This window comes from Streptomyces sp. NPDC104761 (assembly GCF_055583445.1).
The window spans coordinates 6394-21965 of record NZ_JBVJNZ010000013.1 but is presented as its reverse complement, the minus strand read 5'-3'; the positions used below and the strand labels follow the sequence as shown (position 1 = coordinate 21965).

10 protein-coding genes are annotated in these 15572 nt (G+C 71.4%); 1 reads left to right on the top strand and 9 read right to left on the bottom strand.

All coding sequences use genetic code 11. The features are described from left to right. Window positions 1–58: 58 nt before the first annotated feature. The 9 genes from ACZ63F_RS30635 to fusA all read right to left on the bottom strand — a co-directional run bounded on the left by ACZ63F_RS30635 (window position 59) and on the right by fusA (window position 13111). Window positions 59–799, bottom strand: a complete 741-nt coding sequence (locus ACZ63F_RS30635) for a YcnI family protein (protein ID WP_469715794.1) — start codon at window positions 797–799, stop codon at window positions 59–61. A gap of 50 nt (window positions 800–849) precedes the next feature. Further along, on the bottom strand, window positions 850–1521 hold the full coding sequence (locus ACZ63F_RS30630; RefSeq protein WP_469715792.1) for a hypothetical protein: 672 nt from the start codon (window positions 1519–1521) through the stop codon (window positions 850–852). A 333-nt stretch (window positions 1522–1854) separates the two neighbouring features. Then, window positions 1855–3675 carry an adenylyl cyclase gene (locus ACZ63F_RS30625; RefSeq protein WP_469715790.1) on the bottom strand — a complete coding sequence of 607 codons (1821 nt, stop codon included), beginning with the start codon at window positions 3673–3675 and terminating at the stop codon, window positions 1855–1857. 269 nt (window positions 3676–3944) lie between these two features. Then, window positions 3945–5819, bottom strand: coding sequence for a discoidin domain-containing protein (locus ACZ63F_RS30620; protein ID WP_469715787.1), 1875 nt, complete (start codon window positions 5817–5819; stop codon window positions 3945–3947). A 136-nt stretch (window positions 5820–5955) separates the two neighbouring features. Further along, a complete protein-coding gene (locus ACZ63F_RS30615; protein ID WP_469715785.1) occupies window positions 5956–7314 on the bottom strand; it encodes a GH1 family beta-glucosidase in 1359 nt (452 codons plus the stop codon). Between the two features lie 38 nt (window positions 7315–7352). Further along, window positions 7353–8192 (bottom strand): carbohydrate ABC transporter permease, encoded by an 840-nt coding sequence (locus tag ACZ63F_RS30610; protein ID WP_360564661.1) that lies wholly within the window; start codon window positions 8190–8192, stop codon window positions 7353–7355. A 13-nt stretch (window positions 8193–8205) separates the two neighbouring features. Continuing rightward, entirely contained in the window at window positions 8206–9198 is a 993-nt protein-coding gene (locus tag ACZ63F_RS30605) for a carbohydrate ABC transporter permease (RefSeq protein WP_469715783.1), read from the bottom strand. A 5-nt stretch (window positions 9199–9203) separates the two neighbouring features. After that, entirely contained in the window at window positions 9204–10520 is a 1317-nt protein-coding gene (locus tag ACZ63F_RS30600) for an ABC transporter substrate-binding protein (protein WP_469715780.1), read from the bottom strand. 521 nt (window positions 10521–11041) lie between these two features. Next, complete coding sequence (gene fusA / locus ACZ63F_RS30595; RefSeq protein ID WP_469715778.1) at window positions 11042–13111, bottom strand: elongation factor G; 2070 nt, start codon at window positions 13109–13111, stop codon at window positions 11042–11044. A gap of 640 nt (window positions 13112–13751) precedes the next feature. Between fusA and ACZ63F_RS30590 the strand changes: the two genes are divergently transcribed. Continuing rightward, complete coding sequence (locus tag ACZ63F_RS30590) at window positions 13752–15464, top strand: carbohydrate binding domain-containing protein (RefSeq protein WP_469715776.1); 1713 nt, start codon at window positions 13752–13754, stop codon at window positions 15462–15464. Window positions 15465–15572: the final 108 nt, after the last annotated feature.

The window sequence follows — 15572 nt, the reverse complement described above, 5'->3', positions numbered from 1 at the left end:
AAGGGGCCCGGACCGTTCACCGGTCCGGGCCCCTTCTCCGTCTGCCTGCGGCGTCCGCCTACGACTTGGCGCCCCGCGTCCGTACGACGGCGAAGGCGGCGGCCGCCAGGCCCAGGACGCCGACGATCAGGCCCGCGATGCCGAGGCCGCGGGCGGTGGAGTCGCTGGAGTCGGCGGCCGTGGTGGTCGCCGTGCCGCCGGTCTTGGCGGCCGGTGCGGCCGACGCGGCGGCGTCGTCGCCCGCGGCGTCGTCGCCCGCCGCGGTGAGCTTGAGCGTCGGCGCCGGGTTCTCCGGCTCGTCGCCGCCGCTCTGCGCCTCCTCGATCCAGCGGACGACCTTGCCGTCGGAGTAGGTCTGCAGGGTCTTGAAGGTCAGCTGGCCGGTGTCCTCGGGCAGCTGCCCGAAGGCGACGTCGAAGTCCTCGAACTGGCCGGCGCCGATCTTGCCGCCGGTCCAGGTGATCTCGGAGGCGGCCTCGGTGATGGTGCCGTCGTCGGTCTTCACCGGCGTCTTGAGCTTGGTGGTGGTCACCTTGGCGGTCCAGCCGTCGTGCGGGGTGACGAGGACGCCCAGGACCGGGTGGTCGGTGGGCAGGTAGACCTGGACCTTGGTGGTGGAGGCGGTGTCCTCCTCGTTGGGCACGCGGAAGGTCAGCACGCCGTCGGTGGCGCCTTTGGCGTAGCTCTCGGGGTGGACGGTGACGTGCGCGGCGGCGATACCGGCGGCGGCCAGGACCGACGCGGCGGTCAGCGCGGTGACGGTGGCGGCGCGGCGGAGGGTGAGCCGGGTGCTGGACATGGCTGAGTCGATCTCCGTACGAGTGAGGTCTGTTGGGGAGTCCTGGGAGTTCAGGCCGGGTACGGGATCGAGATCGGGGGCCCGCGCCGGCTCACCGCGTGCCGCAGCGCGAGCAGCGGGCGGGGCCGTATCGGGGTGGCCGGGGCCAGGCGGGGGCCGCCGGCCGGGGCGGGCAGCGGGGCGTCGAGCCACCAGGCGGCCAGACCGGGGACGAGCGCGGCGGTCCGCCGCAGCAGCGACCACAGCGCGGCCTCGCCGCGCCGCAGCCACCAGGAGGCGACGAGCGCGGCGACGACGTGGGCGAGGGTGGCGTGCGCGGTCAGGACGTGGACGTGCGGATACTGCTGCACCGTCCCACGCACACCGGCCGTACCGGTCATGCCCGCCATGCCGGCCATACCTGCCATGGCATGACCGTGCATGCTCATGGGGGACATGGTCGTGGCGGTCGCGGGAGCAGCCGGGGTGACCGCGCGGGCCGCGGCGAAGCCGAAGTGCAGACCGGCCTGGGTGAGCAGCATGCCGGCGCCGATCTCCGGCAGTCCGCGCTCCCGCCCCGCGAGGGCCCGCCCGAGGGCGAAGACGACCATGAAGCCGGCCGCGTCGGCCCACAGCGGCGGCAGGTCGCCCATGGCGAGGCCGTGCCCGGCGGCAGCCAGCAGCACGCACACCGCGGCGAACACCGCGGCACGCAGGCTCCGTACCGCCGGCGACGCACTCATGGTGAGCGATCCTCCCACGGTGGGGTGGTACGGGGCGCACGGACGCCCCGTTCACTCGTGACCCGGATTTTGCTGTGCGATGGCCTCGGCCAGCTGTGCGGGGGGCGACGCCTGGGGCGACCCGTGCGGCAGCGACGCGCACGACGTCGTCACGCTCGTCGCGGCCGAGCGGTGCGCCGACGCCGTGCGCCACGGACACGCCACCGCGGGCGCGGCCTCCTGCTCGTCGAGGCCCTGGCCGACCGCCGGGCTGGAGTCCCCGTGCCGACGGCGGTCCCGGCAAGACGGTGCGGGCGGAGTGCGCCGTGTGGGCGTCGCTGCCTGCGGTGCAGGTCAGACCATGCCGACGCCGTTCGAGTACGACTTCATGTTGTAGGTTCCGAAGCCGTTCTCCACGGGGTCGCCGGCGTTGTTTACGCAGTGCAGGATGCCGCCGCCGCCCGCGCCGTTGAGGCAGACGGTCATCAGCGAGGTGAAGACGACGCCCGGGGTGTCGGGGACCTCGTAGGCGCGGTCGGTGTAGATGTTCGCGTTGAGGTCGAAGTAGGCGTAGCTGCCCAGGCCCCAGGCGTGGTGCTCGGTGACGTGGTCGCCGACCTTGTAGGCCGCGAAGCCGTTGGTGTTGCCGTGTCTCCAGGCCGACTGCGTCGGGACGTCGTAGGGGTGCTCGTTCTGGAAGAAGTAGGTGCGGCCGTGGTTGCCGTTCCAGAGCACCTCGTAGTTCTGGTGGTGCTCGACGAACAGGCCGTAGGTGGTGACCCGGTCGCCGTTGACGAGGAAGCCGACGCCCGCGGGGTTGACCGACCAGCCGACCGTGCCGTCGAGGCCGTGGTCGGCGCGCCAGGCCCAGACGTGGTCGACGATCACGTCGTTGCTGTCGATCTGGATGCTGACCCGGGTGCCGCCGGGGACGGCGCCGCCGATGCGCGGGAAGACGTCGAAGAGCGCGGTGGGGCGGTGCGCGTGGTTCCTGCGGCTGTGGCCGTCGCCCACGCGCAGCAGCACGGGGGAATCGGCGGAGGCGGCCTCGAGGATCACGCCGGCCACGGAGACGTCACCGACGTCGGCGACCTCGATGAGCGAGTTGCCCTTGACGGCCTGGAGGGTGGGCAGGCCGAGGCCGAGCACGACGGTGCCGGGCCGGGAGATCCGCAGCGGTGCGGACAGCGGGTAGATGCCCGGGGTGAGCAGGAGGTGCTTGCCGTGGGCGAGCGCCGCGTTGATGCTCGCGGCGGAGTCTCCCGGCCGGGCGACGTGGAACTCGGTCAGCGGGATGCTGTGGCCGGCGGCCGGCCCGGCGGCCCAGGAGGTGCCGGTGCTGTCGCGGCGCAGCGCGGGCACGAAGACGTGGTGGGCCCCGCGTCGGTCGACGGTCAGGAACGGCTTCTCCCGGACCACCGGGGTGCGGTCGACGGTCGTGTACGGCGGGGTCGGGAAGGACGTGGCGGGTGCGCCCTGGACGCCGACGAAGACCATGTTCCAGTTGGCGCCGGTCCAGCTGCCGATGGTGTCGTTGCGGGACAGCCACTGCTGCTGCGAGCCGGAGTTGATCTGGCCGTCCACCACGCTGTCGGCCAGGAAGCCGCCGCTGGACCAGCCGTTGCCGGGCGGGCTCGGCATGAGGATCATGTCGCCCTTGACGTGGACGCGGCGCATCGGGCCTGCCTGGGCGACGGCCCAGCGCTCCAGCCCGTCGGGCGGGACGATGGTCAGGTTCTCGGCGGCCCGCCAGAAGTCCTGGGTGCCGTTGCCGCCGAACCACTGGGCGTCGACGGTGACATGGCCGTTGATGACGACGTCCTCGGGGCTGGCGCCGAGCCCCAGTACGTGGGTGTAGAAGCCGACGTTGATCTCGACGTTGTACGTGCCCGGCTTGAACGCCAGGGCGTACCGCTCGGTGCCGAACTGGTTGGACTGCTGGACGGCGAACACGGCGTCGATCTGCGCCTGGATCGCCGCGTCACCCATCGACGTGTCGAAGACCAGGACGTTCGGCCCCAGACCGGCCGTACCGTGGCCGGCGCCGCCGTGGCCGCCCGCCCCGGCGGAGGCGGAGGACGACGCGAGGGCGGATCCTGCGGTTGCGCCGGCCAGCGGCACCGCTGCGGCAGCGGCCGCGGCCCCACGGAGCACGGCACGGCGAGAGGGAATCACGGACACGGCTCTCCCTGAAGGTGGTGGGCAAACGGGACGCGGCTGGTCCCCAACCGCAAGAGAGCGCTCTCAGCCACGGAGTGAATCATCGCCGGTAAGCAGCGTCAATAAGTCTGCACCAATAACAGCGCGTCCTGCGTGACGAGTTGGCTCGTCGGCAGGCCGGTGCCCCGGGCCTGGTGTTCTCCCGCGCACACAATGTCCACAACCGGTGACTGCCGCCGCGCCGCACGTGACAACGGTTCGGCGGCAGCGCACATGAACGCCGGCTACTTCTTCTGTTCCACCCGCACCCAGTCCACCTCCGCCTGCACTCCCCCGGCCGCGATCCTGTCCACGCTGGACTGCGGGAGGCCCCAGTAGGGGGTGGTGGCCTGGTTCCAGCCGGCGGGGTAGGCGCCGCCGAGGGCGAGGTTGAGGATGACGTACTGGTTGTGGTTGTAGACCCACTGGCCGCGGGTCGACTCCAGGACGTTGCGGGTCGTCTCCTGGACCAGGGCGTCGTCGACGTAGAAGCGCATCGCCGTCGGCGTCCACTCGACCGCGTAGGTGTGCCACTGGTCGACGGTGCCGCCGCCCGGGAAGGTCTGGCGGGCGCCGATGTTGCCGTCGGCGGAGTAGCCGGGGCCGTGCAGGGCGGTGCTGGTCCAGGTCGGGTAGCCGATGTTCTCCATGATGTCGGTCTCGCCGGAGGCCGGCCAGGAGACGGACGGGTCGTCGACGTTGCTGCCGAGCAGCCAGAAGGCGGGCCAGAAGCCGTCGCCCACCGGGAGCTTCATGCGGGCGCTGACCTTGCCGTAGGTGAAGTCGAAGTGGGTGTTGGTGTCGATGCGGCCCGAGGTGAAGTCGTAGGTGCCGCCGCCCGCCTGGGTGCAGCCCCTGCAGTACTTCGCCTTGAGGATCAGCTCACCGTTCTGGGTCTTGATGTTGTCGGGCGAGTCGACGTACGCCTGGGCCTCGCCGTTGACCGAGCCCATCTCGGTGCCGGTGCGCACGACCCGCCACTTGGAGCGGTCGAGCGAGGTGCCGGTGAAGTCGTCGAAGAACGTCGTCTGGTAGGTGCCGGACTGGTCGGCGGGCAGAGCGGGGTAGGCGGCCGAGGCGCTGCCGCCGGTGCCCCAGACCTGGAACTCGTAGAGGGAGTAGCCGAACTGGGCGGTGGCGGGGGCCGGGTTGTAGAAGCTGCGGCGCTCCTTGCCGAGCATGCGGACGTAGCGGCCGGTCGTCGGGGAGGAGAGGGTGACCTTGTCGTGCAGGCCGGAGGCGTCCGAGGGGGACACGACGCCGGCGCGGCGGGCGGATATGTCGGCGGCCGACGGCTCGTACACCGTGCGCCAGTTGACGTTGTCGTCGGAGACCTGGAGCAGGTAGTCGACGGCGTACGCCGACTCCCAGTAGAGGTCCACGGAGGAGATCGTGGAGGTGGCGCCGAGGTCGACCGAGATCCAGCGGTCGGCGTTCCAGTCGCTCGACCAGCGGGTGGAGTCGCCCTTGAGGTCCGCCGGCCAGCCGCCGTCGGTGACGAACGCCGGTGAGGTGCCCGCGTTCTGGTAGTAGTTGGAGTACGCCGGGTGGTTCAGGGCGAGGTTGGTGAGGGTCGGGGAGGCGGGGGCCGGTGCGCCGCCGTAGACCTTGAAGTTCCAGAGCGAGTAGCCGTAGGGGGTGGCGCGCTCGATGCCGCGCATCCGGACGTAGCGGCCGGTGACCTCCTGCGGGTAGGTGTGCGCGGTGACCGAGCCGCCGGTGCCCGCGGTCTCGGTGTAGAAGGGCGTCCAGTCCGTGCCGTTCTTCGAGGCCTCCAGGACGTACCTCTTGCCGTACGCGGCCTCCCAGTCGAGGACCACGCTGTCGATGCGGATCGTGGTGCCGAGGTCGATCTCGATCCACGCGGTGTCGGCGAAGTTGCTGGACCAGCGGGTCGCGCCGTTGCCGTCGAAGGCCATGGCCGGGATGGTGCCCGCGTTCTCGTAGCCGGAGGCGGTGACGGCGTTCGGGTCGGCCGCGTACGCGGTGTTCGCGCGGTCGGTGTCCCAGGTCGCGGCGGTGGCGGCCGAGGACGCCGGGGCGGCCAGGACGGTGCCGGAGGTCAGCAGGGCGGCCGCCGCGAGGGCGGCGAGGAGGGAGCGGGGAATGCGGGACGGCATGCGGGTCCTCCCGAGCGGTGGTGTTGTGGGCATGACAGATCGAGCTCTGTGCCGGTGCCTGTTGGTGCTCGTTCGCATGAGGTCGTCGGTGCGGTGGGCGCGGTACTCCCCTGGTCCGCGCCCACCGCGGCGTGTGTCAGGCCGCCCGGCGGGCCTGTCCCCGGTGGTCGCGGATGATGTCCGCGTACCGGTGGCCGCTGCCCTTGATCGTGCGGACCTGGGTGCGGTAGTCGACGTGGACCAGGCCGAACCGCTTGTCGTAGCCGTACGCCCACTCGAAGTTGTCCAGCAGCGACCAGGCGAAGTAACCCGCCAGCGGGGCCCCCTTGCGGGCCGCCGAGGCGCACGCCGCGAGGTGGCTGACCAGGTACTCCTGGCGCTCGGGGTCGTCGATGGTGCCGTCGGGGCGGACCACGTCCGGGTAGGCGGAGCCGTTCTCGGTGACGTAGATCTTGCGGGCGCCGTACTCCTCGGTGAGGCGCAGCAGCAGCGTCTCGATGCCGCTCGCGTCGATCTCCCAGTCCATGCCGGTGCGCGGGACGCCGGGGCGGTGGACCGAACGGGCGTAGGGCGCGGGACCGCTCGGGTCGTTCTCGATGTAGGCCGGGAAGTAGTAGTTCAGGCCCAGCCAGTCGAGCGGGGTGGCGATGGTCTCCAGGTCGCCGGCGCGCTCGGGGAGTTCGACGCCGTAGGTCTCGACCATGTCGGCAGGGAAGCCGCGGCCGTGCACCGGGTCCAGCCACCAGCGGTTGACGTGCCCGTCGTGGCGGCGGACGGCGTCCGCGTCCTCGGGACGGTCCGAGGCGGCGAACACGGTGGAGAGGTTGTTGACGATGCCGACCTCGGCGCCGGGCGCGGCGGCGCGGATCGCCTGGGCGGCCAGGCCGTGGCCGAGGAGCAGGTGGTAGGAAGCCCGGACGGCGGCCGTGAGGTCGGTCCAGCCGGGGGCCATCTTGCCCTCCAGGTGGCCGATCCAGGCGGAGCAGGACGGTTCGTTGAGGGTGGTCCAGTGCTTGACCCGGTCACCGAGGCGCTCCGCGACCACGGAGGCGTACGCGGCGAAGTGCTCGGCGGTCGCCCGCTCGGGCCAGCCGCCCCGGTCCTGGAGGGCCTGCGGCAGGTCCCAGTGGTAGAGGGTGACCGACGGGGTGATGCCGGCCGCCAGCAGGGCGTCGATCAGCTCGTCGTAGAAGTCGAGCCCCTTGGCGTTGACCGGGCCGTCCCCGCCGGGCCGCACGCGCGGCCAGGCGACCGACAGCCGGTAGGCGTTGGCGCCCAGTTGCCGCATCAGGTCGATGTCCTCGCGCCAGCGGTGGTAGTGGTCGCACGCGACGTCGCCGTTGTCGTCGCCTGCGATCTTCCCCGGGGTGTGCGAGAAGGTGTCCCAGATGGAGGGTGCACGGCCGTCCTCGGCGACGGCTCCCTCGATCTGGTACGCCGCGGTTGCCGTGCCCCACAGGAAGTCGTGCGGGAGGGCGGCGAGGTCGATGGTCACGAAATTCCCTTCGGAACTGGCTTCGTTGCGAAGCGGGTTCACTTGACGGCGCCGGCGGTCAGCCCGGCGACGAGGTAGCGCTGGAGGAGCAGGAAGCCGGCCACGACGGGAACGCTGACCACGAGCGAGGCGGCCATGATCTGGTTCCAGTACACGTTGTTGAGCGTGGAGTAACCCTGGAGGCCGACGGCCAGGGTGCGGGTGGTGTCGTTGGTCATCACCGACGCGAACAGCACCTCGCCCCAGGCGGTCATGAAGGCGTAGACGGCGACCGCGACGATGCCGGGGATCGCGGCGGGCACGACGATCCGCAGCAGCGCGCCGAGCGGCCCGCAGCCGTCCACCAGCGCCGCCTCGTCCAGGTCCCGCGGCACCGAGTCGAAGTACCCGATCAGCATCCAGATCGAGAACGGCAGCGAGAACGTCAGGTAGGTGAGGATCAGGCCGCCGCGGGAGCCGAACAGGGCGATGCCGGTGGCGTTGCCGATGTTGACGTACAGGAGGAACAGGGGCAGCAGAAAGAGGATGCCCGGGAACATCTGCGTGGACAGCACGGTGACCGTGAAGACGCGCTTGCCACGGAACTCGTAGCGGCTCACCGCGTAGGCGGCGAACACCGCGACGACGACCGAGCAGACGGTGGCCGCGACCGACACGATCAGCGAGTTCACGAAGTACCGGGCGAGCGGGATCGTCGACCAGATGTCGATGTACGGGCGGATCGTCAGGCCGCTCGGCAGCCAGCGGAACTTTCCGGTGACGTCCGAGAGGGGCTTGAGCGAGCTGGAGATCATCACGTACACGGGGACCAGCACGAAGCCGGTGAGCAGCGTGAGGAAGATCCGCCGGGACCAGAGGAAGGACCGCGGCGGGGCCATGGGCGAGCTGGGGCTAGACATCCGAGGTCCTCCGTCCGCGCGAGGTGAACACCAGGTACACGCCGGTCACCACCAGCAGGAAGAGCAGCAGGAGCACGGACATGGCCGAGCCGGTGCCGAAGTTCCAGGTGACGAAGGAGGCCTGGTAGATGTGGACCGAGATGAGGTCGGCGGCCTCCGGTGCGGACTTCCCGAACAGCACGTACGGGGTGTTGAAGTCGTTGAACGTCCACAGGAACAGGACCAGGATCAGCACCTGATTGACCGGGCGCAGCGACGGCAGGGTGATCCGGCGGATCTGCTGCCACATGCCGGCGCCGTCCAGGGCGGCCGCCTCGTACAGCTCCCGGGGGATGTTCTGGAGGCCGGCCATCACGATCAGGAAGGCGAACGGCCAGCCCTTCCACACCGACACGATCAGCAGGGCGTAGAAGCTGTTGTCGCCGATCAGCCAGAAGGACGGCTTGTCGGTGAGGTGCAGCTGGTCGTGCAGCACGTGGTTCACCAGGCCGTTGTCGTGCTGGAACATGAACACCCACGTGATGACGGCCGCGTAGACGGGCAGCGCGTACGGCACCAGGAACAGGGCGCGCAGCAGGCCGCGGCCCCTGAAGGTGTCCTGCATGAACACCGCGGCCGCGGTGCCGATCAGCCAGCACAGACCGACGGAGAGCAGGGTGAAGGCGACGGTGACGAAGAACGAGTGCAGCAGGGCCTTGCCGATGGGGGCGTTGAACTCGACCGACAGCTTGTAGTTGTCGAATCCGGCCCAGGGGGCGGTGGTCCAGTCGCGGATGTAGAACTGGGTGAGCTCCTTGAAGCTCATCACGACGCCGATGACCATCGGGACGAGATGGACGAGGAGTTCGAGGAGCAGGGCGGGCAGGAGCAGCAGGTAGGGCAGTCCGATGCGGCGGATCCGCCCGGGGCGGCGGCCCGAGCCGCCCGCCGCCCCGGGGGAGTTCACCCGCGCCGGTTCTTGCACAGCGGTGGTGGTGGTCGTCATGGTGCTCAGGCCGCCGGCATCTGCTGCTGGGCCTTCTCCAGCTCGGCCTTGACGGTGTCGGTGGTGATGGCGCGGCCGGCGGCGGCGTCGGCGAACAGGTTCTTCACGGCCGTACCGACGGTGGTCTCGAACTGCGACTCCGCCGCCACCTGGGGCAGCGCCGCGGCGCTGGTGGCGAGGGTGTTCTTCAGGACGGAGTTGGCCGGGGTGTTGAAGGCCGCGTCCTCCTGCGCCGTCTTGACCGGCGGGATGGAGCTGTAGGCGGTGTTGAGGATCTTCTGCTCGTCGTCGCTGGTCATGAACTTCACGAACTTGGTGGCGCCGTCGAGGTTCTTGGTGTTCTTGAAGACCGCCAGGTTGATGCCGGCGACCATCGAGTTGACCTGGGTTCCGGTACCGGGGGTGCCGGACTGCACGGGCACCGGGGCGATGCCGTAGTCGCTGTCGCTCATGCCCTGCGACTTGAGGTTGGAGGACGCCGACTGCCACAGCAGCATGGCCTGCTTGCCCTTGGCGAAGTCGCTGACCGACTGGTTCTGCGCGTACTCGGCGTCGCCGGTCGGGATGACCTTGTCCTTGGCCATCAGGTCGACGTACTGCTTGACCGCGGCCACGACGTTGTCGTCGGTGAAGTTGGGCTTGCCGTCGGAGGTGAAGAAGTCGGCGCCGTGCTGCTTGGCGAAGACGAAGACGTGGTGGATGTTCTCCGAGACGTTGCCGCCCTCGGCGCCGAGGACCGACTTGCCCTTCGCCGATATCTTCTTGCCGTCGGCGACCAGCTCGTCCCAGGTGGCCGGGGGCTTGGCGATGCCCGCGTCGGCGAAGATCTTCTTGTTGTAGTAGAGCGCGTACGCCATCGAGTACAGCGGTACGGCCGCCGGGTCCTTGCCCTCGGCGCCCGTGGAGCCGAGCGCGGAGTCGACGAAGCGGTCCTTGCCGCCGATCTTGGCGAAGTTCTTGGCGTCCCAGGGCAGCAGCGCGCCGGTCGCCTGCAGCGAGGCGCTCCACGTGTTGCCGATGTTCAGCACGTCGGGGCCCTGGCCCGAGGTGGTCGCGGTCAGGATCCGGTTGAGCAGGTCCGACCAGGGCACGACCTCCAGCTTGACCTTGATACCGGTCTGCTTCTGGAACTTGTCGAGTTCCGGCTGGAGCACCTTCTTGTCGACCTCGATGCTGGCACCCTGGTTGGAGGCCCAGTAGGTGAGCGTCTTCGGGGAGTCGTTGGACCCGCCGCCGGTGGACGAACCGCCACCGCAGGCCGTGGCCGCGAGGGCGAGAGACATGGTGACGGCGCCTACGGCCGCGGCTCGGATGCTGCGCATGGCTCCAGCTGTGCCTTTCCGGGAGACGAGAACCCCGAGAGGGCTTCGCGGCGGCCGCCGCCCGCGCGTGCGGACGCCTGGACCGACGTTCGGCTTCCGAAGCCCCTCATGGCTTAATTTAGGACGTGAGTTAATCCCCCGAAGGCTGGCTCGTCAAGGCATCCGGCACGGGCATCTGCGCAGGCGGGCCGGGGAACAGCCGGTTCCGGAGCGATGCTACGCCCACCCCCGGCGGCGTGACCTGGGCCGAAGCCGGATGACCTGCGCGGAGAGCGGCCGGACGCCGTTCCACAACGGTTGTGTTTCGACGGCGGTTGCGGGTGGGCGGAGGCGGGGTGCGGAGCACGGCGCAGGGGACGGTGGGCCGGGGGCCGGGGGCCGGGGGCGTAGCACGACACCGGGGCGGAGGGCCACAGCACGACGCAGGGAGCGGGGGGGCGGAGCACGACACCCGGGGCGGGGGGCTGAGCACGACACTCGGGGCGGGGGCCGGGGAGTTCTTCCCCGGTCCCCGCCCGGTGTCACCGGGCCGGCGGGGCCGGTGCGTGGCCCGACGGGCGGGCGGTGAAGGTGCCGCGGCCCTGGGTGCGGCCGCGCAGCCGGGTCGCGTAGCCGAAGAGTTCGGCCAGCGGCACGGTGGCGGTGAGCACCGCAGCGCCGCCCCGCGCCGTGGAACCGGTGACCCGGCCGCGCCGGGCGGCCAGGTCCCCGAGGACGCCGCCCACCGCGTCCTCGGGGACGGTGACCGTGACCTCGGCGACCGGCTCCAGGAGTGTCATCGCGCAGGCCCGCAGGGCCTCCCGGAGGCCGAGCCGCCCCGCCGCGCGGAACGCCGTGTCGGAGGAGTCCTTCACGTGCGTCGAGCCGTCGGTCAGGGTGACCCGCAGCCCGGTGACCGGATGCCCGCCGATCGGCCCCTCGGCGAGGGCCTCCCGGCAGCCGGCCTCGACCGCGCGGACGTACTCCTGCGGCACCCGGCCGCCGGTGACCGTGGACCGGAACTCGAAGCCCGCCCCGTACCCGCCTTCGTGCCCGAGGGCTTCGACGTCCAGGACGACGTGCGCGAACTGGCCCGCCCCGCCGGTCTGGTGGACGTGCCGGTGGACGAAACCGGTCACCCCGCGCACCACGGTCTCCCGCAGGGCGACCCGCGGCCGGCCCACCGTCACCTCGGGGCCGCCGTCCCGGCGGACCTTCTCCACCGCGACCTCCAGGTGCAGTTCGCCCATCCCGGACAGCACGGTCTGCCCGGTCTCGGCGTCGGTGCGCACCACCAGGGAGGGGTCCGCCTCGGCCAGCCGGGCCAGCGCCTGCGCCAGCCGGCCGGTGTCGGTACGGCGGCGGGCCTCGACGGCGACCGAGACCACCGGTTCCGCGGCGGCCGGCGGTTCCAGCAGCAGCGGGGCGTCCGGAGCGCACAGCGTGGCGCCAGGGCGGGCCGACCGCAGCCCGACGACGGCGACGATGTCACCGGCCACCGCCCGGTCGAGGGGTTCGTGCCGGTCGGCCATGACGCGGAGGATGCGCGCCACGCGCTCGGTGCGGCGCGTCGCCGGGTCCCACACGGTGTCTCCCTTCTCGATCGTGCCGGAGTAGACCCGGACATGGGTCAGGCGTCCGGTGGCGGTCGCGGTCACCTTGAACGCGAGCGCCGCGAACGGCCCCCCGGGGTCGGCGGCCCGCCGCTGCTCGGTGCCCTGGTGGGTACCGCACACGGCGGGGACGTCGGACGGCGCGGGCAGGTAGGCCACGGCCGCGTCCAGGAGCGGTTCGATGCCGCGGTTGCGGTAGGCCGAGCCGCACAGCACCACGACGCCCTCGCCGCTCAGGGTGAGGTCGCGCAGGGCACCGGCCAGGGTGGTGTCGGACAGCCGGCCGGGCGGCGCGCAGAACTCGTCCAGCGCGCCCGGGTGCAGCGCGGCCACCGCCTCCTCCAGCGCGTGCCTTCGCCGGTCCGCCGCCTCCCGCAGGTCCCGCGGAACGGGGCCCTCCGTCGCCGTACCGCCGTCGTCCGCCCAGACCAGCGCGCGCATGCGCACGAGGTCGACGACGCCGGTGAAGCCGTCCTCCGTCCCGATGGGCAGCTGGACGACGAGCGGGGCCGGGTGCAGACGGGTGCGGATCGCCTCGACGGCCCGGTCGAGGTCGGCGCCCGCGCGGTCCAGCTTGTTGACGAAGGCGATCCTGGGGACGCCGTGCCGGTCGGCCTGCCGCCACACCGACTCGCTCTGCGGCTCGACGCCGGCGACCGCGTCGAACACGGCGATCGCGCCGTCGAGGACGCGCAGGGAGCGTTCGACCTCGTCGGCGAAGTCGACGTGGCCGGGGGTGTCGATGAGGTTGACGCGGTGGCCGCCCCAGGCGCAGCTGACGGCCGCGGCGAAGATGGTGATGCCGCGGTCGCGTTCCTGGGGGTCGAAGTCGGTGACGGTGGTGCCGTCGTGGACCTCGCCGCGTCTGTGGATGGTGCCGGTGGCGAAGAGGATGCGTTCGGTGACGGTGGTCTTGCCGGCGTCGACGTGGGCAAGGATGCCCAGGTTGCGGACGGCGGCAAGGGGGTTGACAAAGTTCGTGCGGAGTTCGGTGCGCATGGCCCGGTGCCTCTCGGATGACGGTTGCCGGAATGGGCAGCGCGATTTCCCGTGCGGCGAAGTCCACCGGTCACAAATGACGGTCTGTCAGAAGACGCGTCTGTGGAGGTGGTTGACTGACGCGGTCGCTCGTCACGGAGTCCGGTGCCGGCCGCGCGGCGGGCACCGGAGGGACGGGGACACCAGGATCACGTCGTACCGGGAAAGGGAGCGGGCGGCGGCGGTGCGGTCCCGCATGGCCCTCTCCCCTCGTTCGTCCGGACTCGTCACGGCAGAACATCGCGGCCGCGGGTCGCGGCTACGGTGCGTGACAGAGGATGAGTGTAGGCAGGGTGCGCGGGGCGCGGCACCCCGTTTTCGACCGGCCGTCCCGATCCTTCAAGTCCCGCACGGCCGCCTGCTCTTCGACCGTCGCCTCGTGGCCGCCCGGCCGGGACCGGCCCGTCCGCCGGACGCGGGAGACACCCCCGGTTCGAGGGGCGGCGCGCGGAGGCGGAGCCGGGCGATACCGCTCGCGAATGGTATGGAGTTGGTCTAGTCCTCTTGACTGACGGGCCCCGGCGGCGGTTTGGTATGTACCAAATCTCGGCCCACCCCCCACCACCCCGCCCTCGATGGGCATCCCGAAAGGGCCACTGTCATGCACCTGGCAAGATTTGCGGCCTCCGCCTGTGCGCTCGCACTCGCGACGACCGGCGTCACCGTCGCGCTGGCCCCGGCCGGCAGCGCCGCGGGGAGCAGCGTCTACTCCGTGGCTCCCTACGTCGACATGTCGAACGGTCAGGAAGGACTGCTCGACACCGCCATCACGGGACACGGGCTCAAGGCCTACACGGCGGCTTTCGTCCTCGGCGAGGGCTGCAACCAGATCTGGGGCGACACGCTCCCGATAGGCAACGACTCCTACACCGACCCCGAGATCGCCAGGGCGAAGTCCGAGGGCGCCTCCGTCATCATCTCCTCCGGCGGGGCGAGCGGTGAGCCGCTCGCCTGGACGTGCTCGACCCAGAGCAGCATCGACGCCGGGTACCAGGCCATCATCAACGACTACGGCGTCACCCAGCTCGACTTCGACGTCGAGGGCGCCGCCATCGCGGACACCGCCGCCGCGGCCCGCCAGATGCAGGCGATGAAGGACCTCAAGGCGTCCAACCCGAACCTGAAGTTCTCCATGACCCTGCCGGTGCTGACGAGCGGACTGACCGGCGACGGCGTCAACATCCTCAAGGCCGCGAAGACCGCGGGCATCAAGATCGACGTGGTCAACATCATGGCTATGGACTACTACGCGGGCACCGGCACCGAGATGGGTCAGGGCGCGGTCTCCGCGGCCAAGGCCACGCTCGCGCAGATGCAGTCCGTCGACTCCGGGTACACCTACGCCAACCTCGGCATCACCCCGATGATCGGCAAGAACGACGACGGCTCCACCTTCACACTCGCGGACGCCCAGACGGTGGAGGCCTTCGCCGCGCAGAACGGCGTCGGCCGGCTGTCGTTCTGGTCGGCCAACCGGGACCAGCCGTGCAGCGGCAGCGCCAACTCGCTCTCCACGTGCAGCGAGATCAGTCAGAACACGCTCGCCTTCACCGACGCGTTCGTGCCCTACGAGGGCAGCACCGGCGGTGGCGGCGGAGGCACCACCACCGACTTCTCGCTGTCCCTGTCGCCGGGTTCGGCCTCGGTCGCCCAGGGCGGTTCGGCGACCGCGACCGTCGGCACGGCCGTCACCTCCGGCAGCGCCGAGTCCGTCAGCCTCTCCGCCTCCGGCGCGCCGTCCGGCGTCAGCGTCTCCTTCAGCCCCGCCTCCGTGACGTCCGGCGGCAGTTCGACGCTGACGGCGACGGTCGGCTCGTCGGTGGCCGCGGGCACCTACCCGATCACCGTCACCGGCACGGCCGCGAGCGGCAGCCACAGCGCGACCTACTCGCTCACGGTCACCACCTCCGGCAGCGGCGGGGGCGGTGGCGGCGGCTCTCTGACCAACGCCGGCTTCGAATCCGGCAGTCTGAGCCCCTGGACCTGCACGGGCGGCAGCGCGGTGGTCTCCGGCCCGGTCCACAGCGGCAGCCACAGCCTGCAGGTCACGCCGAGCTCCAACAGCACCGGCGAGTGCGACCAGAGCGTGACCCTGTCCGCCAACCACACCTACACCCTGACCGCCTGGGTGCAGGGCCCGTACGCCTACATCGGGGTCAGCGGCGGCGCCACCGCGAGCACCTGGTCCAACAGCAGCAGCTGGAACCAGCTCACGGTCAGCTTCACCACCGGCAGCAGCGGGGCGGTCACCGTCTACGTGCACGGCTGGTACGGCCAGTCCGCTGTCGACGCGGACGACTTCACCCTGAGCTGAGCGCGGGCACCACGACGAGGGGGGCGGGGGGGGGGGGGGGGGGGGGGGGGGGGGGGGGGGGGCGCGCGGGGGGGGGTGGGGTGGGGGGGGGGGGGGGGGGGGAGGGAG

Coding starts and splice junctions, on each gene's coding strand:
- ACZ63F_RS30590 (WP_469715776.1), top strand. CDS start 13,752: ATGCACCTGGCAAGATTTGCGGCCTCCGCCTGTGCGCTCGCACTCGCG.
- ACZ63F_RS30635 (WP_469715794.1), bottom strand. CDS start 799: ATGTCCAGCACCCGGCTCACCCTCCGCCGCGCCGCCACCGTCACCGCG.
- ACZ63F_RS30610 (WP_360564661.1), bottom strand. CDS start 8,192: ATGGCCCCGCCGCGGTCCTTCCTCTGGTCCCGGCGGATCTTCCTCACG.
- ACZ63F_RS30630 (WP_469715792.1), bottom strand. CDS start 1,521: ATGAGTGCGTCGCCGGCGGTACGGAGCCTGCGTGCCGCGGTGTTCGCC.
- fusA (WP_469715778.1), bottom strand. CDS start 13,111: ATGCGCACCGAACTCCGCACGAACTTTGTCAACCCCCTTGCCGCCGTC.
- ACZ63F_RS30600 (WP_469715780.1), bottom strand. CDS start 10,520: ATGCGCAGCATCCGAGCCGCGGCCGTAGGCGCCGTCACCATGTCTCTC.
- ACZ63F_RS30605 (WP_469715783.1), bottom strand. CDS start 9,198: ATGACGACCACCACCACCGCTGTGCAAGAACCGGCGCGGGTGAACTCC.
- ACZ63F_RS30620 (WP_469715787.1), bottom strand. CDS start 5,819: ATGCCGTCCCGCATTCCCCGCTCCCTCCTCGCCGCCCTCGCGGCGGCC.